Below are 25,600 nucleotides of genomic sequence, written 5' to 3'. Positions count from 1 at the left end.
AGGCATCGTCCTGCCGTATCCATTATTCTGTACCACGGGAAACGAGTCATCGCCAGCATGCTTGTCGTATCGAAGCTCCGAAAACAATTCTCCACCGTCCTCGCCGTAGACGATGTATCCTTCGCGGTGTCTCCGGGACAGATCTTCGGCCTCATCGGACCGAATGGTGCCGGAAAGACGACGACGATACGGATGATCATGGATATTATCCAGCCCGATGCCGGAAGCGTCACCATACAGGGACAGGCGATGAGCGCACGCGCCATGCATCTTGTGGGCTATCTGCCCGAGGAGCGCGGGTTATACCGAAAAAACAAGCTCCTGAACGTGATCACCTACTTCGGCATGCTGAAAGGGATGAGCGCCCGCGACGTGCGCGTCGCTGCCATGCCGCTGCTCGAACGCTTTTCCCTGCTGCCGTATCTGAAGCGGAACGTGGAGGAGCTCTCCAAAGGAAACCAGCAAAAGGTGCAGTTCATCATTTCCATTTTGCACAAGCCCTCGCTGCTCGTGCTCGATGAGCTGTTCTCCGGGCTCGATCCGGTAAATCAGGTGCTCATGAAGGAGGCACTCATCGAACTACGGAAGGATGGACGCGCCATCATTTTTTCCACGCATCAGATGGAACAAGCCGAGAAGCTCTGCGACGAACTGCTCATGATCAACCACGGACAGACGGTCCTGCATGGTGCGCCGACCTCGATCAAAGCCGCCTACGGCCGCAACGCGCTGCAGGTGGAATTTCAGGGCGACGGCACCTGCCTTCGCGATATCCCCGGCGTGCTTCGCGCAGATATCGCACAGCGCTTCGCAGAGCTGGAACTCGCGCCCGACACGCGCACCAATGATGTGATCGCGGCCATGCTTCCGCTGCTCGACGTCTCCTCCGTCTCACGGGTCGAACCGTCGCTGCAGTCGATCTTCATCGACATCGCGGGTCAACCGCCACCCGAAGCGGAGACCGCTCCGGCGCATGCCGAGGTCATGGTGCGGACAGCGGTGCTCAAGGACAGGACCGCCCGCAAACATTTTTTTACCGCGCTGGCATCGTTCGCTGCTATGCTTGTGTTCGCGGCAATCGCCGCGAGCGGCGAAAACCTGTGGCAGGCCGCACTGGCGCTGCTGTTCGCCGTCCGCGGAGCATGGGGATTGCTGCAATTGCACAAGAGAAAAAAAGCGCTTCTCGATGATATTGAGACGAAGGAGGCGCAGGCATGATACTCACGAACAAAACCCTGACCGTGGCCTGGTGGGAGTTCATCGAGAGGGTCAAGACGAAAAGTTTTATAATCGGCCTCTTTCTCCTGCCGCTGATCATGGCCGCTTTTTCGGCCGGGCCGGCGCTGCTCAGCGATTCCCTGGAGGAAAGCGAAGCCCTCGTCGTCGTGGTGAGCGATGAGACGGGGGTGGTGTTCGACAGCCTGCGCGCGGCATACGAAACGGCGCCGACGCTGGCCAACGGCACACCAAAATACGACATCCGTCGTCACGCGAACATGGGTCAGCAGGCGGCGATGCTGCGCGCGTCACTCGACAGCCTGCTGCTCGACGGCACGGTGAGCGCAACGATATATATTCCCGCCGAGGCAATCGACTCCCACAGCGTGGAGTACCGCGCACTCAACGTTTCGGACATCGAAGGCATCAGTGGCTTCGAGAATACCATCTCCGATATCATCACGCGGCATCGCATGACGCGGGCCGGGCTCGATCCCGATGTGATAGATCAACTCGACCGTTCGACCGAGATGCGTACGGTACGCGTAACGGAAAAGGGTGAAACGGAAACCGGTTTCCTGGAGAGTTTCGGATTGTCGTACGTGTTCATCATTCTGACCATGATCATGGTGCTCACATCGGGGCAGATGCTGGTGCGCAGCATGGTGGAGGAAAAAAGCAATCGCATCGTGGAGGTGCTGGTTTCTTCCTGTTCCCCGATGGATCTCATGTTCGGGAAAATCCTGGGTATGGGCATGCTGGCCTTCGCTCCCATCATCGTCTGGGCCCTGATGGGTGTGACACTGCTCCTGCTCGCGGATATCGGGAATTTGCCGCTGGAAAATCTGTGGCTGATGCTGGTGTATTTCGTACTCGGCTTCCTGCTCTATTCGGCCTTGTTCGTGGCCTTCGGCTGTCTGACCTCCACCGAGCAGGAGGCACAGCAGATGACCGGTTACCTCTCGATGGTGATCATGCTGCCCATCGTCATCGCATTCATCGCGTCCCAGAGTCCGAACAATCCGATACTCGTATTTCTGACGATGATTCCTTTCCTCACGCCCCAAATGATGTTCATACGCCTCCCCATCATGACCCCGCCCGCGTGGGAAATTGCGTTGAGTCTGGGAATTCTCGTTCTTTCGATTATTGCCATCACCTGGGCTGCGGCGAAGATCTTCCGCGTGGGCATTCTCCTCACCGGAAAGCGCCCCGGCCTGGACGAAATACTGCGCTGGCTTCGCAACTGACACAGGAGCGTTCCATGAAACATGTACTCTTCATTCTCGGGCTGCTGATCGCCGCCTTCATTGCGCTGAAAGTGTTCTTCTGGGCACTTGGCAAGATCGTGTTGTTCGCGCTGATCGCCGGAGCAATCTACATCGGTGCGCGCATGCTCATCGGCAAAAAGAGCGACAACGGTTAAGGATAAAGAAAGCGGCAACGGTTGAGGGTCATGACAGAAGAAGAGTGTCGTAGTACGCAAGCAATCTGCCACGCTCTTCACTCTTCACCCTTCACCCTTTACCCTTTACTTACCCTGAACTCCCCATATTCATCGCGTCGCCCCTTCACACAGCGCCATGAAATTCATCCCGTCGCAATTGATGTATTTTCTTCAAACCGGTACGGCACGAAGGAATATACGCACGCTGTCGCGCTTCATCGGCACCCTGCTGCTGATGGTGGTTGCGTACAGTGTGTTGTTTCATTACATCATGGCGGCGGAGGGACATGAGCACAGTTGGATCACGGGATTGTACTGGACGCTCACCGTCATGACGACACTTGGTTTCGGAGACATCACTTTTCACAGCGATCTCGGCCGGGTGTTTTCAATTATGGTCTTATTTTCAGGTGTGGTTTTCCTGCTGATACTGCTTCCGTTTACCTTCATACAGTTTTTCTATGCTCCGTGGCTCGAGGCGCAATCGAAAGCACGGGCGCCGAGAGAACTGCCCGCGTCGCTCAGGGGACATGTGCTGCTCACCACGTTCGATCCGGTGAGTGTGAGTTTGATCCAGAAGCTCACGCAGTACGCCACGCCCTACGTACTGCTGGTCGAGGACTTGCAACGCGCACTCGATCTCAACGATCAGGGAATACGCGTGGTACTGGGTGAACGCGACGATCCGGAGACCTACAAGCGACTGCGCGTGGCACAGGCAGCACTGGTCGTTGCGAACGGCAAGGATGAACACAACACGAATATCGTATACACCGTCCGTGAGCTCAGTCCTACCGTGCCCATCATTTCAACGGCGGACTCTCCCGATTCGGTGGATATACTTACGCTCGCGGGCAGTTCGCAGGTGTTGCAGCTCGCGGACATGCTCGGCAAGGCCCTGGCGCGGCGCACCGTCGGCGGCGATGCGCGCTCGAACATCATCGGTCGTTTCGACGAACTGGTGATCGCCGAGGCACCGGTGAACGGCACCCCCCTCGTCGGACAGACACTCAGCGAGTGCAAACTTCGGCAGAACATCGGCATCACCGTCGCAGGTGTCTGGGAACGGGGTCTGTTCCAGATTGCCGGTCCGGATACGCTCATCAACAATTCCACCGTTCTCGTGCTGGCCGGATCTGAAGAGCAACTCGCCCGCTATGACGAGTTCATGTGTATTTACAATCCGCACGACGCCTTCGTTCTCATTTTCGGTGGCGGCCGAGTCGGGCGTGCGGTTGCGGAGGGTGTACGCGACCGCGGACTGGAATTCCGCATCGTCGAGCGCGATCCGGCTGTTGTGCGTAATGCCGAGGAGTATGTCGTGGGTTCCGCGGCCGACCTGGAGACGCTCCGAAAGGCCGGCATCGAACGCGCGTCCACTGTGGTCATCACGACACAAAACGACGATACCAACATTTACCTCACCATTTACTGCCGACGGTTGCGTCCCGACGTACACATCATCAGCCGTGCGACACTGGAGAGAAACATCTCCACGCTCCATCGCGCGGGGGCGGATCTCGTCATTTCGTATGCATCGCTCGGGTCCAACACCATTCTCAACTTCCTGCAGAACAGCCGCGTGATGATGCTGGCGGAAGGGCTCGACATTATTCGTGTACCCGTCCCACATTCTCTCGCCGGCAGTTCCTTGCGATCCTCTGGCATACGTCAGCGCACCGGCTGCAGCGTCATAGCGATCAGGGACAATGACCAAACGCGCACGAATCCAGATCCTGATACGGTGCTGCGTGATGGTATGGAAATGATACTCATCGGAACCGTAGATGCCGAGCGATCCTTCCTCGAGAAATTCGAGATCGGCCTCAATGGGGATTGACGCGTTGGGATCTATGTTCTACGATTGACGAATGCCAAGAGGTGGTTGCGGGTTCAGAGCGGAATCTGTGTGAGGAGAGCGGGGCGATGTATTTTCAGCGCTGCTCGGATTCAGTTGTATATCCCCAATACATACTATTCATCGGATTAATTTTCGCTCCGTTCAAATCGGAGCCAGAGCCTGCGAGATACGCTCCAAAAGCGCTCCCTGCTCCCAGTACCGGGATTCCGCACGGAACAGTGCAACGCACGCATTCTTTCAGTCACGAGAGCCGTACGTCATAACGCGTAAATCGGTATTTTATGTGTTGGACATATTTTCACTTCTCCGGATCGTGACCATGCTTTCCAATACCGACATCAGCAATGCAATGACCATCAAGCTGCCGGCCGACCTGCCGGAGAAAAAAGCGTTTCAGCCCGGCATACGCCGTGCGCCCAATCGCGGGTTGCCCCTGTCGAAGCACGAAATCCGCACCGCACTGAAAAACGCCCTGCGCTACGTGCCCGAAGAGCTGCACGAAACGCTGGCGCCGGAATTCCTCGAAGAGCTGAAAACCATGGGCCGCATCTACGGCTACCGCTTCCGCCCCGAAGGCAACATCACCGGGAAACCCGTGGACGAATACAAGGGCATTCTCGCCGCCCGCGCCCTGCAGGTCAACATCGACAACAACCTGGACTTCGCCATCGCGCTGTATCCCTACGAGCTGGTCACCTACGGCGAAACCGGACAGGTGTGCCAGAACTGGATGCAGTATCAGCTCATCAAGCGCTATCTCGAAGAAATGACCGAGGAGCAGACGCTGGTCGTGAGTTCCGGCCATCCGCTTGGCCTGTTCCCGTCCAAACCCGATGCGCCCCGCGTGATTTCCACCAACGGCCTGCTCATCGGTCAATGGGACAACACGGAGCAGTTCCGCCGTCTCGCCGCCATGGGCGTGACGAATTACGGACAAATGACCGCGGGCGGCTGGATGTATATCGGACCCCAGGGTATTGTTCATGGCACCTTCATCACGCTGCTCAACGCGGGACGCAAATATCTCGGCATCCCCGCGGACGGCGACCTGAAAGGCGTGTATTTCGTGACGTCGGGTCTCGGCGGCATGTCGGGCGCACAGCCCAAGGCGGTGGAAATCGCGGGCGGCATCGGCGTGATAGCGGAGGTGGACTTCAGCCGCATCGAAACGCGCCGCAGCCAGGGCTGGGTCAGCCTGGTGTCGGACGATCTCGATCAGATCGCCGCGTGGATGCGTGAATACAAGGAGAAGGGCGAGTCCGTTTCCATCGCCTATCACGGCAACGTGGTGGATCTTCTGGAATACCTCGACGCACAGGACATTCACGTGGAGTTGATTTCCGATCAGACCTCCTGCCACGTGGTGTACGAAGGCGGCTACACTCCCGCCGGTGTCAGCTTCGACGAAGGACGCGAGATCATGAAAAACGATCCCGCGCGCTTCAGGCAAATAGTGGACGAATCCCTGCGCCGCCACTTCCATGTGATCAGACGAATGACGAAGAAGGGTTCGAAATTCTGGGATTACGGCAACAGTTTCATGGCTTCGATTTTCGATGCCGGTGAAAAATCAATAGCGAAAAACGGACGCGATACCACCGAGGGTTTCATCTGGCCATCGTATGTGGAGGACATCATGGGCCCCATGTGTTTCGACTACGGCTTTGGCCCCTTCCGCTGGGTGTGCCTGAGCGGCAAGGACGAAGATTTGCGCAAAACCGATCAGGCCGCCATGGCGTGCATCGATCCCACACGCAGCTCCATGGACCGCGACAACCATCACTGGATTGCCACGGCGGAGCAGAACAAACTCGTGGTCGGCACCAAGGCGCGCATCCTGTACTCGGATGAGGAAGGCCGCGTGCGCATCGCGCTGAGGTTCAACGAGATGGTGCGTAACGGAGAGATCGGTCCGGTATTCCTGGGCCGCGATCATCACGATGTGAGCGGTACGGATTCGCCCTTCCGCGAAACCGCCAACATTTACGACGGCTCCAGCGTCACCGCCGACATGAGCGTGCAGTGCTTCGCGGGCAATGTGGCGCGCGGCATGACGCTGGTTGTGCTCTCCAACGGCGGCGGTGTGGGCATCGGCCGCTCCAGCAATGGCGGCAACGGCATCGTGCTCGACGGCTCCACCCGCATGGACGACATCGTGCGCTCCGCCCTGAGCTGGGATGTGATGGGCGGCGTAGCCCGTCGCAACTGGGCCCGCAACGACAACGCCCTCGCCACCGTTAAGGAGTGGAACGACAAGCACCGCGGCGCCGGCCACATCACACTGCCCTACCTCGCGGATACTGAGCTGGTGGACAAGGTGGTGGAGGATGCGTTTGGGGGTGGTGCGTAATACGCGGTAGCTCTCTCACCACTCAGGGATCAGCGATGTACATCATCGCTTCCGCTTGCCATGAGCAGGAGCGGGATTTCGCATCGCCGCGAAAAGCGTCGGAGTGGTGCGTTATGTTTCGATCCGTCTGTAGAAAGGAGCGACAACGATGGAATCCGCGATACATCTCAGCAAAATGACGACCGGGCAGAAGCTCCAATTGATGTAGGAGATCTGGAACGATCTTTTGCGAAACGAAGATGAGATCCCTTCCCCGGGCTGGCATGGTGAAGTACTCAGCACACGATTGGCTCAGGTTCGCGAAGGGTCCGCTGGGTTCACCAAGTGGGAAAGCGCACAAGAAGCTCAGGTATGGACTTGATTGAGCATTGAGAAGACTGGACACCTCCAGCGCCTTCAGCGTCGCGTCGCGCTGTTCAAAACGTCATAGGTCCGGGTTTGTGAACACCGTCCGTCAGAATTAATGGTGGATTCATCCGCGTTTCATTTCTTTTACAGCGTCTCTGCACCTCCGCACCTCTGTTTTCCCATCGTCTCCACCCCGATGCTCATCCTTGCTGAAAGGTCGGGAAGATCGTATCACAGACCCGGTATAATGCTGAGTGAAGCAGGCTTTGCGTGGCCTATCACATTATCCTCCTCGCCCAGCACTTCGAACAGTGCGATCACATCCTTCACTGGGCAGTTACACCACATAGCTCGGATGCGGACGGATTCAAAAGGGTGAGATCGAGGCCACCAGTGCAGGCTTTCAATCAGCACCCGTCCGTAGTCGTGATATTTTCTGGCAGACGGCATGTCTTCAATCCTACCCCTAAGACCTGAATTTTTCGTATGTTACAGCGAAGCACTATTACAGCTATCCGAACGTAGTTATGCTGAACAAGAAACAGATACTGGACCTGCTTCGGTCAAATAAAGAAGAGTTCGCGCGACGTTTTTCCGTCCGTCAAATCGGTCTCTTCGGCTCGGTCACCCGCGGCGAGGAACATGCCGGAAGCGATATCGATATCCTGGTGGATTTCGAGCTTTCGACGTTCGACAATTATATGGATTTGAAATTTCATCTTGAGCAGGTCCTTGGAAGCGATGTGGATCTGGTGTTGATGAATAGTGTCAAACCGCGACTCAAGCCGATTATCTCCCGCGAGGTCGTGTTTGCGTGAAATCCGCCTTTACCTCGACGACATGCTCGAATCAATTTCGCGGATCCGGGATTTTGTCTTGGGCATGACGTTCGATGAGTTCGTGGCCGATCTCAAAACACAGGATGCTGTGTTGCGCAACCTGGAAATCATTGGAGAGGCGGCCGGGAAACTCCCAGAAGAGATTGTGAAGGATACAACACAGATCGAATGGCGTAAGATCAAGGGTCTCCGAAACCTCCTTGCTCACGAGTACTTTGGAGTGGATGTCGTTATTATCTGGGATATTGTGGAGAATAAGCTGGCTGCTCTGGAGCTTGCTTGCCAAAAATTACTTTCGAGCAGCTACGGGCAGGACAGCGCCGAGAGTTGACACCCACCCGCCATATCACATGAACTCCTCTGCATGGAGTGTTGCCACACGGTAATCAGCATCGCTCATATTCACATTACCTCGTACCCCATCTCCGCAACGAGAGTGATCGTCACGATCAAGGTAGCGCGTAACGCGAAAATCGATGCCCGATTCTCCGAACGCCACATCGCAGGCGGCACCTCCTATCAGGACATACTGCTCGTTAAACGATCTGAAATGCTCAGTGAACAGCTCGGGGCCTCTTGCCACCCGATACCTCCAAGGAGTTCATCAAGGGCCAGCTCAACCCGCTCATCGATGTGAAATCCAGCTGCATGGTCTGCCCTGGATGGTGCACCTGCGGAAAATTAACCTCGCGTTCCGGTCCCCGCAATGCACGACAGGTGTGGATACGCCGTTGCAAGGTTCGAAGCTGCCCTTCCTGGAGCATCCCTTCATGCTCCCGACACAGCCAGTCGAATACCGTCTTTGCCTCCAGTTCTGGAGCGGCATCCAACTTCTCCTCAACCGCACCCCAGACCTCAGCGAATGGATCCGAACGCGTTTGCCAGTCATGGGGCGTCTTCATATCCGAAGGTATTTTACCCGCCTTCAGAAATTTTGATACTGTTTAGCGACATATACCTGCCTTTGCTGCCGCTCTCTCGATGTGAGGGTCTTTCTCCATTGCTTTCATCAGCAACCTCATCTGCTCGTTGGTGATCGACATCGGCAGCTCCATTGTTGGGGGACTGCCTGTAACTTCGTGCATTCCGGTCGACAGATGTTAATTTTTAATTGTCGCTGATGTTAAAATATAGTTGTCGTCAGACACTCCACCGAACAACATTAGAGCATCGATTTGAGTTCGTAGCACTGCGGCTCCTCTTATAACATCGGTGCTCAGGTCACCTCACACCTCTCGCCTCCGTCCTCAACACTCGATGCACCATCCCGGAGGGATTCAACATTACAACCCGGGATAGAGCAGCCGGGATACCGATCATTCGACATCTAACCATCTCAATCCCGGCTGCGGCATCCCGGGGTCCCTGAAGCCGAACCTCAACGCCAGCGGCAGTTCCCACACCGCACGCGGATCGCAACCGCGCACGCTGCAAGACTATGCCGAACTGCTTACGCTGCCACGGCTTATGACATGTTCAGGTCGGTACTTGGGAACGGTGTAATAGCCTTGACGTAGCCCTTTCGACGGTGGTTGAGCGGCCCTTCGACTTCGCTCAGGTACCGCTTCTGGTAATTGAGCGTAGCCGAAACTCGCTGCTCATGACATGCCGGGATCGGGACTTTTAAAAACCGTGAAAATCTGAATTTGGGCCCTGCGACTCCGTGTCCGTTTAACACTGTACCTCGTCGTGGTGATCTTACTGCGGACACTACGCGCAGGGTGACAGTGTTTATTAAAATCGCCTCAGATGTCACCCTCGATATAAACCGGTGTCCGTCTGGGCGGACTGGTGGGCACACTCCGGTCGAAAACCGGACTCGCCGCGGCGGGGTGACGTTCTTGGCTACGCGCTATTAAACCCTCATATCATCCTCGATTGTCCGTGTGCGTATTCCAAGACGGCGACAGGGATTGCTCACAACTTGACGAACATGCGCGTCGATATGCTCTTACCCGTCGAGACGGTGATACGATACGAGCCTGCCGCGAAACGCGAGAGATCGATCTGCATCGAATATCCGTTCGAGAAATCGTCGACAACGCGATGCTCGACGATCCGGCCAAGAGCGTCCGCAACGGATATCGAGGCGGTGCCGGCACCCGCTGCAAGGCGGAGTTCCGCATGCGTCCACGCCGGATTCGGGAACACATCGAAGCCGATTTCGTCGCGTTGTACGGATTCCACTCCCGTCGCGAGCAGCGGCATGACGAGCGTACTGATGGATCGTGCCTTCACGGTGAGAAAGGTCGTCACGTCGCCGGGCATCGGTTCGGGAGCGTCCGCGTGGTTTTCGGCGGCCGAGGTCCGGTAATGCCGCGCGCTTCCGGTGTTCTGGGGGAAACGGAATCCGGTGCTGATGTCGGTGTCGCTGCGATTGAATGCAACGACGATCAGATTACCACCATGCACGAATGCCGCGACATACAGTTCGGGATTGTCGCAGTCCGCCTTCACTCGCACCGAGCCCGGCGGGATGTGTTTCATCCACTGCATGAGCGCGTAATAGCGCGGGAACACACCGATGCTCGCATTGTCGGGATTCAGCGAAATAATGCCCGGAGAAGATCCCTCTTCGGCAGGCTGATGGAACTGCCAGTAATGCCACGCTGTGACATTCCCCTGCGTAATCGCCGTCCAGACGAGAAGTGCGGCCCGAAGCGCTTCGTCAATGTCTCTCGTCGCCATGCCCGGTCCGCCGATAAACATCTCCGTTTCCCACACCCGTTTTCCGTGCAGCGCGGCGAGATCCCGCAGCCCGTTCCAATCATCCGCCGGTCCCGTTCCATACAGCAGCCGCTGATCGCCGTACTGATGCGTAGTGATGCGTGACAAGGCCGTGGCCGCGTCGGGATCGTTCAGAATCGCATTGTAGTAGCTCCACCCTTCGGAAATTTTTCCGGCCTCGGGTCCGATCAAGTCCACATCATCCAGCGTGTCTCGTTTGAACGTCGCCGAGACGACTTTCAGGATGTCGCGGTATTCTTCCGGCGTGGTGCTGGTGCTCTCGTATGCGGGAGCGAATCCCGGCTCGTTGAACATGCTCACCGCGTTGATGCGCACCCCGTAATTGCTGCGCATGTGGCGTATGTAATACGACAGATAGTCCGCATAATCCTGATAGTGCTCGGGCTTCACGTGTCCGCCATTCCTCTCGCTGCCATTGTCCTTCATCCAGCCCGGCGGCGACGACACCTTGAGCCAAATCGTGTTGATTTTTCCGCGCGACAACGCCTCGTTCAGTATCATGCGCTGCGCCGACATCACTCCCCAGTTGTACGGACCACCCTTCGACGTCTGGAACCCCGAATACAGTCGTATGCACATGATGTTCGCGCCAAGGTCGCGATACACCTTGTCGAACAGCTCCGTACGGACGGTGGCGTTGAAACGCACGAGATTCTCTTCATAAAAATTCGAGGACGCTCCCCAGCCCTCTATGGTTTGATACTGCACGGTTGTATCTACCTCGACACTCGCGGTTGACACTCGATTTCGCGGATCGGTGCCGATTGCACTCCCGCTCCCCGCACTGTCCTGCGCGATGGTGGACTGAAGCGACATGACAGCGATCAACACCGCGATGGAGAAGAAACAGGCGTTTGGTTTCATGGGCGGAAGTGGTTAGCGTAGAAGAATACTGGAACCGACACCAGGCCGCGGCGACAAACGATTGTTGAGCACGTGCAAGTTACGAAAAACGCCTGTTCATCACCTCAAGTGGAAAAAGGCATGGACAAAGAAATCGGGATGAGAAGGCGAATGTTTGAAAAGGAGCGATGATGTGCTCCGGGGGAAATGCATCGTCAGCAGAAACTCAGCGTCCTGCTCGATTCCTCCACATATCCATCACAAGGCAGCCGCTCGTGCTACCTTCCCACCGCGTCATCATCCGTCTCCGTAACCTCACGCCCACATACTGTCCCAGAAAAAACGCGCCGATAAGCACGGGATAGGAATGGAGCTGAAAGCCCAGGCCGGAATAATACCGGAGTGCGATAACTATGGGCACCGGCAGGTGGATCGCCAGCACCGAGGGCAGCGAAAATTTCCGCGTTCCCTCCCGCCAATATCCGAAAGGGATATTGAGGGCGAAGACCGCAATCGCCAGCAATAGCATTTTGGTGAGAGGCGCGGTCATGGTGAATTGATAATGGATAATGGATAATGGGGGCCATGGACATCACGACGTTGTCACTACGTTCTGCTCTCTGCTCTCTGCTTAAAAAAAAAGAGCTCACTGCGAAGCAATGAGCTCTAAAAAATAAGTCCTGGCGACTACCTACTCTCCCGGGAGGTCACCCTCCGAGTACCATCGGCGTAAAGGGGCTTAACTGCTCTGTTCGGAATGGGAAGAGGTGGGACACCCTTGCTATCGTCGCCATGGACAAGATCAGCAGAAGAAGATTGATTGATCAATCGTCATGATTTTAACAAGTTCACTGACACACTGTGCAAGAATAAAATTAATGGGAAGTCGCACGACTTATTAGTACAGCTCGGCTAAACACATTGCTGTGCGTACACCTGCTGCCTATCACCTGGTCATCTTCCAGGAGTCTTTAGTCCGCCAAAGGCGGAGGGATGAATCATCTTGAAGTGGGCTTCGTGCTTAGATGCTTTCAGCGCTTATCCCTTCCGAACGTAGCTACCCAGCCATGCCGCTGGCGCGACAACTGGTACACTAGAGGTTCGTTCACTCCGGTCCTCTCGTACTAAGAGCAAATCTTCTCAATCATCCTGCGCCCGCATAGGATAGGGACCGAACTGTCTCACGACGTTCTGAACCCAGCTCACGTACCGCTTTAATTGGCGAACAGCCAAACCCTTGGGACCTTCTTCAGCCCCAGGATGCGATGAGCCGACATCGAGGTGCCAAACCTCCCCGTCGATGTGAACTCTTGGGGGAGATCAGCCTGTTATCCCCGGCGTACCTTTTATCCTTTGAGCGACGGCAATTCCACTCTCAACCGTCGGATCACTTACTCCTGCTTTCGCACCTGCTCGACCTGTCAGTCTCGCAGTCAAGCACCCTTTTGCGTATGCACTCAACGCATGATTACCAACCATGCTGAGGGTACCTTTGAGAGCCTCCGTTACATTTTAGGAGGCGACCGCCCCAGTCAAACTACCCGCCTAACACTGTCCCCCCACCGGATTCACGGCGGTGGGTTAGAATTCAGATAAAATAAGGGTGGTATTTCAAGGTTGACTCCACCGACGCTAGCGCGCCAGCTTCGCAGTCTCCCACCTATCCTACACATACTTTACCCAAACCCAATGCTAGGGTGCAGTAAAGGTGCACGGGGTCTTTCCGTCCATATGCGGGTAACCGGTGTCTTCACCGGTACCTCAAGTTCACCGAGCCCGTGGTTGAGACAGCGCCCAGATCGTTACACCATTCGTGCAGGTCGGAACTTACCCGACAAGGAATTTCGCTACCTTAGGACCGTTATAGTTACGGCCGCCGTTTACCGGGGCTTCGATTCAAAGCTTCTCCCGAAGGATAACCTCTCCTCTTAACCTTCCGGCACCGGGCAGGTGTCAGACTATATACTTCCTCTCAATTGAGTTTGCATAGTCATGTGTTTTTGTTAAACAGTCGCCTGGGCCGATTCTCTGCGACCCCATTCAGCTTCACTTGTCATGTCACCTACTAGGGGCACTCCTTATCCCGAAGTTACGGAGTCATTTTGCCGAGTTCCTTAACCACGGCTCACTCGAGCACCTTAGGATACTCTCCTCACCTACCTGTGTCGGTTTACGGTACGGTCCGCAAGCATTCTCCCGTACGAGGATTTTCTCGGCAGCCTGCTTAGGGTCGGTTGTGGCCCATACGGGCGCCCTATTCACATCTCGGTTTGACAGCGCGGATTTGCCTACGCCGCCGACCTACATGCTTAAACCAGCTATTCCGACAGCTGGCCGACCTTTCACTTCTGCGTCCCCCCTTACGGTCAGACGAATACTTACGGGTACAGGAATATTCAACCTGTTTCCCATCACCTACGCCTTTCGGCCTCGGCTTAGGGGCCGACTAACCCTGAGTCGATTAACGTTGCTCAGGAACCCTTAGGTTTTCGGTGACACTGTTTTTCACAGTGTTTATCGTTACTTATGCCTACATTTTCTTTTCTGTACGCTCCAGCACGCCTTACGACGCACCTTCAATGCCTACAGAATGCTCCCCTACCATCCCGACAAGTCGGGATCCATAGCTTCGGTAGTATGTTTAGTCCCGCAAATTATCGACGCCTGATCGCTTGACTAGTGAGCTATTACGCACTCTTTAAATGAATGGCTGCTTCTAAGCCAACATCCTAGTTGTCGGAGCAATCTGACATCCTTTGTCTGTTAACATACCCTTAGGGACCTTAGCTGATGGTCTGGGTTGTTTCCCTCTCGGCAACGGGGCTTATCCCTCGCCGCCTCACTCCCGTGAAACATGTATCCGGAATTCGGAGTTTGTCTGGGTTTGGTACCCTTGTGAGGGCCCTAGCCCAATCAGTGCTCTACCTCCGGTACACTATACACGAGGCTGTTCCTAAAAACATTTCGGGGAGTACGAGCTATTTCCGAGTTTGATTGGCCTTTCACTCCTACCGACAGGTCATCCAAGCGGTTTTCAACCCACACTGGTTCGGACCTCCATGAGATTTTACTCCCACTTCATCCTGCCCATCGGTAGATCACACGGGTTCGCGTCTACCGCATGATACTTCTCGCCCATTTCAGACTTGCTTTCGCTACGGCTGCGGACCTGAGGTCCTTAACCTTGCATCATACGAGTAACTCGTAGGCTCATTAAGCAAAAGGCACGCAGTCAGTCGTAGCAGTCCGAAGACTACTACTTCCTCCTACCGTTTGTAAGCATACGGTTTCAGATTCTTTTCACTCCCTTCTAAAGGGTTCTTTTCACCTTTCCCTCACGGTACTTGTGCACTATCGGTCACCATAGAGTATTTAGCCTTACCAGATGGTTCTGGCAGATTCCCACAGAATTCCACTTACTCCGTGGTACTTGGGATCGCAGCAAGAGATGCAGAACATTTCGCCTACAGGGCTTTCACCTTCTATGGCGCGTCTTTCCAAACGCTTTGACTATGTTTGCATTTTGTAACTCTTTGGCCGCAAAACGAATTGGCCAGCTGATCCCGCAACACCGGCAACACAACGGTCGTCTCCTTACATGTTGCTCGGTTTAGGCTCTTCCCGTTTCGCTCGCCACTACTCAGGGAATCACTATTGTTTTCTCTTCCTGGGGGTACTTAGATGTTTCAGTTCCCCCCGTTTGCCTTGCATACCTATTTTATTCAGTATGCAATTCCAAGGCATGACCCTTGGAGGGTTTTCCCATTCGGAAATCTTCGGGTCTCAGGTTGTTTTCCACCTCTCCGAAGCTTATCGCAGGTATCCACGTCCTTCATCGCCTTATGGTGCCAAGGCATCCACCGTATGCCCTTAGTAACTTCACCGAATTAATTTTATTCTCACACAGGTGTGTGATCAGTGAACTTGTTAAAAACATAAGGATTGATCAATCACTGAGTATTACTTCAGTCAATCTTCTTCTACATCAAAGAACGAATATCGCAGTTTCGCGATTCTTGCGGTTGGTATGGACTCGAACCATGCGAGACCCTTCCAGCGTCACCTATCATGTTCCCGCTGAAACGTCTTGAACCTTTGTGGACCTGACCGGGATCGAACCGACGACCTCCTGAATGCAAATCAGGCGCTCTCCCAGCTGAGCTACAGGCCCCTGTGTGGGACCAGAGTGGGCCCGGGTAGAGTTGAACTACCGACCTCACGCTTATCAGGCGTGCGCTCTAACCACCTGAGCTACGAGCCCGACAGGCGACAAAAAAATAATTGAAAAGAGACGTGCATAGGAGATTCTTTGAGGAGTCGTTGCGGCTTGCGCCACAAACTCTTTAGAAAGGAGGTGATCCAGCCACACCTTCCGGTACGGCTACCTTGTTACGACTTAGCCCCAGTCACCAGTTTCGCCTTAGGCAGCTGCCTCCCTTGCGGGTTGGCACACTGACGTCGGGCGCCCCCAGCTTCCATGGCTTGACGGGCGGTGTGTACAAGGCCCGGGAACGTATTCACCGCAGCATGCTGATCTGCGATTACTAGCAATTCCAGCTTCACGAAGTCGAGTTGCAGACTTCGATCCGGACTGAGACGACATTTTTGGGATTTGCTCCACCTCGCGGTATTGCATCCCTTTGTTGTCGCCATTGTAGCACGTGTGTAGCCCTGGGCGTAAGGGCCATGAGGACTTGACGTCATCCCCACCTTCCTCACTACTTGCGTAGGCAGTCTCCTTAGAGTTCCCAGCTTTACCTGATGGCAACTAAGGACAAGGGTTGCGCTCGTTGCGGGACTTAACCCAACACCTCACGGCACGAGCTGACGACAGCCATGCAGCACCTGTCTGGATTGCCGAAGCGCCTCCGACTTTCACCGAAGGATAATCCAGTCTTTCGAGCCCAGGTAAGGTTCTTCGCGTTGCATCGAATTAAACCACATGCTCCACTGCTTGTGCGGGCCCCCGTCAATTCCTTTGAGTTTCAACCTTGCGATCGTACTTCCCAGGTGGGATACTTACTGCGTTAGCTTAGGCACCGACCCATACGGGCCGACACCGAGTATCCATCGTTTACGGCGTGGACTACCAGGGTATCTAATCCTGTTTGATCCCCACGCTTTCGTCCCTGAGCGTCAATAACGGGCCAGGCAACAGCCTTCGCGACCGGTGTTCTTCCAGATATCTAAGCATTTCACCGCTACACCTGGAATTCCGTCACCCTCTCCCGTATTCAAGACGACCAGTATCGGAGGCAGTTCTACAGTTAAGCTGTAGGATTTCACCACCGACTTAGTCGCCCGCCTGCGGACCCTTTACACCCAGTAAATCCGGACAACGCTTGCCTCCTACGTATTACCGCGGCTGCTGGCACGTAGTTAGCCGAGGCTTACTTTCAGGGTACCATCAATCCGTCCGAGACGGAAATTTTTTCCCTGCTACAGCGGTTTACGACCCAAAGGGCCTTCATCCCGCACGCGGCGTTGCTGCGTCAGAGTTTCCTCCATTGCGCAATATTCCTCACTGCTGCCTCCCGTAGGAGTCTGGGCCGTGTCTCAGTCCCAGTGTGGCTGATCATCCTCTCAGACCAGCTACCCATCGCGGGCTTGGTGAGCCGTTACCTCACCAACTACCTAATGGGACGCATGCTCATCCCAGGTCATCGAAACTTTAACAACTGTCACCATGCGGTGCCGCTGCATCATCGGGTATTAGCACCTCGTTGGAAGTGTTATCCCCGGACCTGGGGTAGATTGCATACGCGTTACTCACCCGTGCGCCAGTATCCGTTCCACCGAAGCAGAACTTCTCCTTGACTTGCATGTGTTAAGCACGCCGCCAGCGTTCGTCCTGAGCCAGGATCAAACTCTCCGTTGTAATTATTTTCATAATTCAATGTCGAGTTGGGTTGTTTGACTCTCAAAGTCACTGACTATGCACGCTCTTTTCAAAGAACTTGCCGCTTTCGCGACAACCGTTTCTAAAACGGTCTTTCAATTTAACTCTTTTCTAACCCTTTGTCAAGTCCCTGCTGCACTTTTTTTTTCAGTACCCGTTTCCGGTAAAAGCAGGCCCTCATCGAAGGGGGAAAGTAATATACTACTCCCCCCGCACGAAAAGCAAGTAAAAAATGATTCCGCGTAAAAGAATATTTGCATCGCACGCCGTATGCTCCACCCCGCCCTCCGCCAGCAGCGCCGCGTCGCCCCCCGTCAGCACTACCGGAGTATGAAGTCCTGTTTGCCTTTTCATGGCATGCAGCATGCCCGCCACTCCGTGACGATACAGATGCAGGACGCCCGAACGCATGCTCTCCTCCGTGTCGCCGCCTACCAGCGGCGCATCCGCCACGTCCAGCATCGGCAGCTGCGCCGTGCCCTCGTGCATCACGCGAAACGCCGTCCCTATCCCGGGCGCAATCGAACCACCCGCAAAATACCCTTCCGTATCCACCACGTTGATGGTCAACGCCGTACCGCAATCCACCACGAGCACCGGCGCGCCGAACATCGCCCGCGCCGCCACCGCCACACAATATCGGTCCGCTCCCAACGTCCCGGGTGTGCGATAGCGCAACGGGAGGGGGCCACGCAAAACGTCCACAATCTCCGTGTCGGCGCCAAGCGCGGCGAGCGCCTCCGCGATGCGGGCGGCCAGCAGCGGCACAACGCTGCATACGCCCACCAGACTTCCGGCCTGTACGCCGGCATCCGCGAGTGCGACGCGCACGGCATCCGCAGCCTCGAGTTCCGCATGCGGCCACTGCCTCTGCGCCTGCAACGACTGCCCGTCGAACACACCGAGCTTCACCGTACTGTTGCCCACCGCGAGCGCGAAGCGTCTCACTTCTTCTTCCCTCCCCGACGCTTTCCGCCGCTGCCGCGCGTCCCCCGACGGGGAGCATCCTCCGCTGCCTTTTGTTTGCGGATGGTATTGTCCTTTTCGTGGGTCCCGGAGCTTCGCCGCACGGGCGCATCATTCAGAATCACAAAATCTATTTGCCGCTCAACGCTGTCCACACGCGCAACCTGCACGCGCACGGTGTCGCCCAGGCGGTAGCGCCTGCCGTGACGCTCACCGATGAGCTGCCGGCCCCGCTTGTCGTAGCGATAGTAATCATCGCCGAGGCTGCGCACGTGCACCAGCCCCTCCACCAAGGTGTCCTCCAGCTCGACGAACAGTCCGTACGAGGTCACTCCGTCGATGACGGCGGTGAATTCATCCCCTTCGTGCCGCTTCATGTACTCCACCTGCTTGATGCGTATGGATTCGCGCTCGGCTTCGACGGCCAGCCTCTCGCGCATGGAACTCTGCTTCGCCATATCCGCAAGACGCTGAAGCGTCGGGACGCGCTGCGGCTCTTCCGTCTCACCAAAGTATGCTGCGCAGAGACGATGCACCAGCAGATCGGGGTAGCGCCGAATGGGCGAGGTGAAATGCGTGTAGTAGCGGAAGCCCAGTCCGAAATGCCCGATGTTGCGTTCGCTGTACACCGCCTTGGCCATGGAGCGAATGGTGACGTCCTGCACAACATTCTCCTCGGGACGGCCGCGTATCTGTTCGAGCATGGTCTGAAAGGAGCGCGAAGAGGAAGCGTCGAGCTGTGTTCTTATCCCGAGGTGACGCATGAATTCGATAAGCTCGGCCACCTTTTCCGGATCGGGCAGATCGTGCACGCGATAGACGAAATTCCTCACGGGCTTGTGCTGCGCCACGCTCTGCGCCACGGTGCGATTCGCGAGCAGCATGAATTCCTCTATCATGCGCATGCTCATAAGGCGGGGCTTGGGGACGATTTCGAGCGGATACCCGCTTTCGTCGAGTTTAAACGCCACCTCGGGAAGCGCGAAATCCACCGAGCCTTCGCGGAAGCGTTTTTTCATGAGCGTTGCGGCAAGACGCTCCATGGCGCGCAGTGTGCGCACATGCTGTCCCTCGCCAGCGTCCAGTATGCGCTGAACTTCTTCATAGGTAAAGCGCTTCTGCGACCGGATGATTGATTTTCGCACGTCGAAGCCCTGTACCGCACCGCGCGTCGTCAGACGGATGATCACGGAGTAGGTGAGTCTGTCCTTGCCTTCCTGTAAACTGCAGATGTGATTGGAGAGCCGTTCTGGCAGCATGGGAAACACACCATCCACCAGATACACGCTCGTGCCGCGGCGCAGCGCCTCGCGGTCCATGGGGCTTCCCTCGGTCACGTAATGGCTGACGTCGGCAATGTGCACACCCAGTTCATACCCGTCCTCGGTTTCCTTCAGCGAAACCGCGTCGTCGAAATCCTTCGCATTTTCCGGATCGATGGTAAAACACTCGATATCCCGCAGGTCGAGCCGCTTCGCAATTTCCGCGCGTGGGATGGCGGCGGGGATGCGCATAGCGTGTTCGTTGACATCGTCGGGAAATTCGAGAGACAGACCATGCCGTCGCGCCAGAGCAAGCAATTCCACATCCGCCCGACCGCGTCGTCCGAGAATTTCCACGACCTCGCCTTCAGGCAACTCATGCTTGCGCGCGGGCGGCAGCAGACGCACCACGACTTTGTCTCCGTCTTTGGCGCCGTTGAGATTGCGTGTACGGATGGCGACGTCCTCGCGGTATTCCCTGTCGTCGGATTCCAGGAAGAAGGTGTGGCGCACTTCCTTGACCGATCCCACGATGAGACGCTCGCTGTGTTCAGGCTCCTCCTCCCCCGTGTCGGGCCGGGCCAGCGCCCAGCGGCTGCCGGAACGACGCTCGATGGCGCCCTGATCCTGCAAATCCCGCAGCAACGCCTTGAGTTGCACGTACAGCGGTCCCTGCTTCGGGATCTGCGCGGCCTTGGCCAGTTCCTTGGTTTTCCAGGCCCTGCCGGGATCGTTCCCGAGAACGGCCAAAATTGCATCCTTCATGATGCTCCTTGCTAGAATGAGAAGCGCTGGAGAATTTTCAGTTCGAAAATGGAATATTCCTGAATCTGCGTCGCGCTCTCCGCAGTCTGATCGATCGTCCGGCGTGCGACCTGCACGACAAAATTACCCCAAGGTAAACCGAGTATTCGGCTGAGGGGGAAATCCACCGTCACATTGGAGCTGCCGAGATTGCTCATCTTTCCGTCGTAGGTAATGAGAGCGCGGCCAATGGAACTGGTGAACTTCACACGGGAATCCTGTGTGCCCAGATCGGCAAAATCGAGGCGGTTGATGACATCCTGCAGACCCGCGTCGGCGAGAAATTGCGTGGCGGCTGTGGACGCGAGCGCGGAACCGACCTTGCTCGCGAGATCCGGTGCCATATCGATTGCCGCGCTGCGGGCCTGTCCCGATTCCGTGAGGTCTTTGGCGAACACACCAAAAAGGACGAAGGAAAACGCGTCTGACTCGATATCGCCGCCCTGCGACACCGGTGTGCCGTCGGGCTCATCCCAGCGCATATCGTACTTCAGTTCGGGTTTCTCCTTGGTGCCCGTGATAAACACTTTGACGAAAATCTGGCGGCGGACATCCGTGGCAGGATTGGTGTAATAGTCCGAATACACCGCCGTCAGATCGAGGTCGGGATTCTGCGGGTCGCGCGTGAAGCGCAGGGATCCGGACGCGGTCATACGCTTGCCGAGGAAGAGCACGTCCGATTCCTGTGCGAGCTGCACCTCGCCTACAAAACTTCCCTCGCGTCCGCCGAAATTGCTCACCTTCAGATTGTCGAAGTTCAGTATGGCGTTCAGTTCCGCCTGCATCATGGTGATGGGAATCTCCACTTTGAGGCGTCCGCTCGTAGCGATTTTCATATCGTAGGACAGCCCGTCCAGCACCGATCTCTCAGGCACCTGCGGCGCTTCCCCGTTCTGGCCATTGTCCGCCTGGAGCATTCCGCGCCCTCCCATGCGGCCTCCCGAAAGCGAGGTGGTGAGTTGCGTGGTGGTATCATCCACAATGACGTAGGTGAAATCGGAGTATTTCGCCACCGGGCCGCCTTTTTGCTCATAGGGAAAAACGAGCGCTCCTTCTTCGATGATGATGTCGCCGATGAGCAAGGAGCGATCCAGGCGTCCGCGGTAGGTGAGGTCACGCCCTCCGGTCGAGATGAAGAGATCGCCGTACAGCGAGCGCGTCGCAGCGCGGGATGCGGGCCGCAGTACCTTGAGGCGACCCCGCATCGCGAGATCGAAGTTGGATATGGCGAAGGACTCCGTGGAAATCGTTCCTTCCGCGGTGATGGCGCCTTCGGACCAGTCGGACGGGACGTTTCGTATGGCGGCCTGTGCGATGCGAATGTCCTGCTTTTCCGCCTCGATGCGCAGCGTCAGTGCGTAGTCCATGTTATTGAAGAGGAAGCGTCCCTTGCCGTCGTCCACGGTGATGGTTCCGGTGAAGGACGGCGCCTCCGCTGTTCCGGTGATGGTCAGATCTCCGTTCGCGTGGCCCTCCAGCGGCGAGAACAACCCAACGAACTCCTCGATGAGCGCGAGCGGGAATTGTTTCATCTGCGCCCGCAGATTGGCCTGGGAAGTGCTGCTTTCTTTCTGCTCACCGAAGGTGATGACTATGGGAATCATGCCTGAGAGAAAGAACACTTTTTCCGACGCACCTTTGCCGTCGCTGTAATCGAGTTCGGAGTACAATTCGAGGTTGCGATCCGCGTAGCGGGCCTCCATGTTGAGTTCGCCGAAGAGCGATCCGCGATAACCCAGACTGTCCACATACACAGCGGCGGCGAACTGCGGTTCGTCATCCGAGCCGGAGAGGTTCGCTTCGATGAAGCCGATGCCCGAGAAGCTCTCACCCCGGCGTGCCGCTCCGTTGCCGCTGACGGCATACTCCAGCAGACCGACGTCGAGACTGTCGACATAGAGGGAAAAGGCATTGTTCCCTGCCGCGTCGCGCTTGCCTTTGAGAGAAAAACTGATTCTGTCATGAAGCAGATCGAAGCGCTCGATACCAATGCCGGAGGAATCGATACGCACAAGCGCGGGACCGTCGTTCACGAACTGCTCACCCAGCCAGGAGAGTTTGACGACAGGGAATTCGAAATCAAGCACTCCCCCACCGAAGCGTCCCTTGCAGTCAATGTCGGCGTCGAGCAAGGTGTCGAGACTGCCGCGCAGCCGCATACGCGGCTCGCCATCGGTGTAGCTCAGCGTGGCCTCGCAGCGGTTGAGCCGCAGTCCGTTGAAATTCGCGTCGCTCGCGGACAGAAGAGCCCGCACCGTGACCTGCTCCAGAGGACGCTCAAGGCGCAGATTGCGCACGTCATAATTGAAGCGCACGCCGGCGGCCAGCCAGGTGCGTGCGCTGTCCACAAAATAGAAGTCGCTCACCCGCGCCTGTCCCTGAATGTCGAAGCCGTTATAGCCCCCGGCGATACGCCCGGTGTAATTGCCGCGCACAATAAAGGTGGAAGCGTCGAAGTACCGCGCTATGCGCTCGGGCCGCTTGAGCGTCAAGGCATACTCCGCATCCATGAAACGGGCAGTGTCGGGCGGAGGCGGGAGCGGCGCTCTGGCGGCGGCACGTGTCTTCCGGGGCGCAGTGACGACCGGAGGTTCCGGCGCAAGCGTGTCGGGAAGTACCGCCCATGCACGCAACGCGGCGTTGAGAGAGTCGGACTGCACGGAAAGGTACTCCACGAAGCGCGGAAAATCGAAGAGGCCGTCCACGCGCAGATCGGCGTACTGCGTCTCGATCAGCAGATGCTCCGGCGCTCCGGCGTGCTGCCGCAGCTGCACGCGGAAGGTGTCGCGATCTATGGTCACACTGCCGAAGCGCGAGGGCTCCAGCGCTACTTCCATGTCGGCTGACATGGTGGAAAGATCGATGCCGTCGCCGTGCGCCCGAAGCTGGAATGTCAAATCGCTGTCGAGGTCTTCCTTCTCGAGGAGCGGCTGCAGATCCAGCGAACGCCCCTTCGAGGTGAAGCGAAATCCGGTGACACTGTCCGGCAAAAATCCCATTGCGCCATCTATGGCGAGCTGCCCCGCAGGACTGTCGAAGTCGAGATCGAGTTCCAGACTGTCGGGACGCACGTTCACATCCATAACCAGGCGACGAACGCCAAGGCCGCGATAGCGCGAGGAATCCAGACGTACGCTGAGCTGCGCCTGCATCACGCCGATGGAATTGCCGCGGCCCTGAATGCGCGTTTCGCCGGTGACGGACGTGGAGAGGTCCGGTTTGTTCAACAGCTTCGAGAGGTCCGCGCCGCGCGTGCGAAGCACTCCATCGTAACTCATTTCCTCGCCCGAAAAATCGAAGGCCACCTTGCCCGCCGCCTCTCCGGCATCGGTGATCATGTCTACCTCGCCCGTGAAGGTCAGCGGCTGGCCGGTGTAGCGCAGCGTGCGGAACTCGGCCGTACCCGCGCCGCTCAGATCGAGTATGGGAATGCCCGGCAGCATGCGCGGATAGTCCGCTCCGTTGATGCGCACGTCTTTACCGGACACGTCCATCCACATTTCCGAGCCCTTGAGGATGTCGCGCAGCACGCCGCTGAATTCCACGCGGCTGTCGAAGGCCTCCAGCATCACTTTGCGCACCTCGAGCTGTCGCAAACTCCCCCGCGCGCGCACTTCCAGCGCGGCCGTGCCGGCGAGGAAGTCCAGTGCTGGCAGGAAGTACTGCAAGTCGCGGACGTCGAACTGCGGCGCGCGGGCATGCACGGCCATGGGATAGTCCTGCATGGCGTCCGTGTCGAAGCCGCCCAGGACATCCACGCTGTCAATGGCGGCGGAGACAATGATGGCCGAGCGATCCGTCTGCAGCGACAGTCCCTGCACATCCGCACCGGTGGGACGCACGACGATATCCCCGGCGATATTGCGCACGCTTACGTCTCCGAGCGCATTCAGAAAAGAAAATTGGTTGATGGAAATTTTCTTCAGGGAGGGTCTGTACTCGGCACTCATCGCCAGGGTGAGATCGCGCAATTCGAGGCGGTCGTAGTCCATGCGGTTTCGTGGGACGTCGCCGGCGATGGTGGAGTCATAGATAAGAACGTGACCACCCACGATACGCAGGTTCTGCAGCACGATACTCCAGTCGAACGGTGTGCTTGTCGTATCGTCGTCGTCGCTCGGCTTGAACAGCGTATTGATATTCCAGTCCCGCCCGTCGCCTTTCGTGATGGCGATATCCGGATGATCCAGGGTGATTTCCCGAATGGTGATGCGCTTCCACAGCACACCGAGGAGGTCGTAACGGAGAATGATATTGTCGATGGAGGCAATGGGCCCGTTGTCGTCGCGCAATCGCACGCCCTGCAGCGACCAGCCGGAGATCAGATTGCCGTCGATGTTCTCAATGCTGAGGCGCGCGTTGAGCGACGAGTCGGCGGCCTCCACGATGACATCGCGGAGGAAGGTTTTGAATGTGGAGGTTTCGGTGAAGCCCGCGAGGAGCAGAATGAACACAATGAAGCCCAGACCCAGGTACACTGCGGCACGGATGAGCCGCGCGGGCAGCGAACGCCGGCGCGGAGTGAGTCCGGTGTCAGGTGCTGTGTTCGCAGTATCGTTCAAGTATCGTCGCGATGATGTTCGTGGAAGACCGGCCCTCGGTGAGCGGGATGGTCAGCACCCTGCCCCCGGCGGCTTCGACTTCCCCGCGACCGACGATGTCGTCGAGGGCGTAATCGCCTCCTTTGACCAGCACATCGGGCAGCAGGGTTGCTATCAATCGTTGCGGTGTGTCCTCTTCGAAGAGCACCACATAATCAACGCAGGCCAGTGAGGCCAGCACTGCGGCGCGGTCCGCCTCGGGAACGATCGGCTTTTTCTCGCCTTTGATACGCCGCACGCTCGCGTCGCTGTTCAGGCCCACGATCATAGCGTCGCCGAGCGACCGGGCGTCCGCGAGGTAGTCGCAATGGCCTCGATGCAGTATGTCGAACACACCGTTTGTAAACACCAGCGCCTGCCCTTCTCCGCGAAGGCGCCCACGCTCGAGGCGCATTTCTTCCAGGGACAGTACGC

At 56.8% G+C, this 25,600-nt stretch carries 12 protein-coding genes, 2 tRNA genes, 3 rRNA genes and 1 pseudogene; 7 read left to right on the top strand and 11 right to left on the bottom strand.

Annotated features, from left to right (window positions below; genetic code table 11):
• Positions 1-57: 57 nt before the first annotated feature.
• The 7 genes from M5R41_18575 to M5R41_18545 all read left to right on the top strand — a co-directional run bounded on the left by M5R41_18575 (position 58) and on the right by M5R41_18545 (position 8,394).
• Positions 58-1,218 carry an ATP-binding cassette domain-containing protein gene (locus M5R41_18575; protein ID MCZ7558397.1) on the top strand — a complete coding sequence of 387 codons (1,161 nt, stop codon included), beginning with the start codon at positions 58-60 and terminating at the stop codon, positions 1,216-1,218.
• The gene (locus M5R41_18570) at positions 1,215-2,468 is read left to right on the top strand and encodes an ABC transporter permease (protein ID MCZ7558396.1); all 1,254 of its coding nucleotides are present in this window, start codon (positions 1,215-1,217) and stop codon (positions 2,466-2,468) included. Before M5R41_18575 ends, M5R41_18570 begins: the two co-directional genes overlap by 4 nt.
• Positions 2,469-2,482: 14 nt before the next feature.
• A complete protein-coding gene (locus M5R41_18565) occupies positions 2,483-2,644 on the top strand; it encodes a hypothetical protein (protein ID MCZ7558395.1) in 162 nt (53 codons plus the stop codon).
• A gap of 157 nt (positions 2,645-2,801) precedes the next feature.
• Positions 2,802-4,505 carry an NAD-binding protein gene (locus M5R41_18560; GenBank protein ID MCZ7558394.1) on the top strand — a complete coding sequence of 568 codons (1,704 nt, stop codon included), beginning with the start codon at positions 2,802-2,804 and terminating at the stop codon, positions 4,503-4,505.
• Positions 4,506-4,845: 340 nt separating this feature from the next.
• The gene (locus tag M5R41_18555) at positions 4,846-6,876 is read left to right on the top strand and encodes a urocanate hydratase (protein MCZ7558393.1); all 2,031 of its coding nucleotides are present in this window, start codon (positions 4,846-4,848) and stop codon (positions 6,874-6,876) included.
• Positions 6,877-7,751: 875 nt separating this feature from the next.
• The gene (locus tag M5R41_18550; protein MCZ7558392.1) at positions 7,752-8,042 is read left to right on the top strand and encodes a nucleotidyltransferase family protein; all 291 of its coding nucleotides are present in this window, start codon (positions 7,752-7,754) and stop codon (positions 8,040-8,042) included.
• Positions 8,035-8,394, top strand: coding sequence for a DUF86 domain-containing protein (locus tag M5R41_18545; GenBank protein ID MCZ7558391.1), 360 nt, complete (start codon positions 8,035-8,037; stop codon positions 8,392-8,394). Before M5R41_18550 ends, M5R41_18545 begins: the two co-directional genes overlap by 8 nt.
• Positions 8,395-9,980: 1,586 nt before the next feature.
• Here M5R41_18545 and M5R41_18540 read toward each other — a convergent pair.
• From M5R41_18540 to rfaE2, 11 genes and pseudogenes are all read right to left on the bottom strand, one after another.
• Positions 9,981-11,675, bottom strand: a complete 1,695-nt coding sequence (locus M5R41_18540) for a T9SS type A sorting domain-containing protein (protein ID MCZ7558390.1) — start codon at positions 11,673-11,675, stop codon at positions 9,981-9,983.
• Positions 11,676-11,880: 205 nt separating this feature from the next.
• A complete protein-coding gene (locus tag M5R41_18535; GenBank protein MCZ7558389.1) occupies positions 11,881-12,204 on the bottom strand; it encodes a hypothetical protein in 324 nt (107 codons plus the stop codon).
• A gap of 128 nt (positions 12,205-12,332) precedes the next feature.
• Positions 12,333-12,449: ribosomal RNA gene (rrf, locus tag M5R41_18530) — 5S ribosomal RNA — on the bottom strand.
• Positions 12,450-12,531: 82 nt separating this feature from the next.
• Positions 12,532-15,538, bottom strand: a 23S ribosomal RNA gene (locus M5R41_18525).
• 214 nt (positions 15,539-15,752) lie between these two features.
• Positions 15,753-15,825: transfer RNA gene (locus M5R41_18520), tRNA-Ala, on the bottom strand.
• Positions 15,826-15,841: 16 nt separating this feature from the next.
• Positions 15,842-15,915, bottom strand: a tRNA-Ile gene (locus M5R41_18515).
• A gap of 86 nt (positions 15,916-16,001) precedes the next feature.
• Positions 16,002-17,532 (bottom strand): 16S ribosomal RNA (locus tag M5R41_18510).
• Together the 16S, 23S and 5S rRNA genes with 2 tRNA genes alongside form the textbook arrangement of a ribosomal RNA operon.
• A gap of 222 nt (positions 17,533-17,754) precedes the next feature.
• On the bottom strand, positions 17,755-18,501 hold the full coding sequence (locus M5R41_18505; GenBank protein ID MCZ7558388.1) for a type III pantothenate kinase: 747 nt from the start codon (positions 18,499-18,501) through the stop codon (positions 17,755-17,757).
• Positions 18,498-20,546: a ribonuclease R gene (gene rnr / locus M5R41_18500; protein MCZ7558387.1), complete on the bottom strand. Its 2,049-nt coding sequence runs from the start codon at positions 20,544-20,546 to the stop codon at positions 18,498-18,500. The genes M5R41_18505 and rnr overlap by 4 nt, the downstream gene beginning before the upstream one ends.
• 11 nt (positions 20,547-20,557) lie before the next feature.
• Complete coding sequence (locus M5R41_18495; protein ID MCZ7558386.1) at positions 20,558-25,147, bottom strand: translocation/assembly module TamB domain-containing protein; 4,590 nt, start codon at positions 25,145-25,147, stop codon at positions 20,558-20,560.
• Positions 25,119-25,547 (bottom strand): annotated as a pseudogene (gene rfaE2 / locus M5R41_18490) (D-glycero-beta-D-manno-heptose 1-phosphate adenylyltransferase). Before rfaE2 ends, M5R41_18495 begins: the two are co-directional and overlap by 29 nt.
• Between the last annotated feature and the right edge of the window lie 53 nt (positions 25,548-25,600).

The sequence above is a fragment of the Bacteroidia bacterium genome, assembly GCA_027493955.1.
In the GTDB taxonomy this organism is placed as follows: domain Bacteria; phylum Bacteroidota; class Ignavibacteria; order SZUA-365; family SZUA-365; genus JAOSJT01.
Note: the sequence above shows the minus strand (reverse complement) of the source record. Positions and strands in the feature narration are given on the sequence as shown.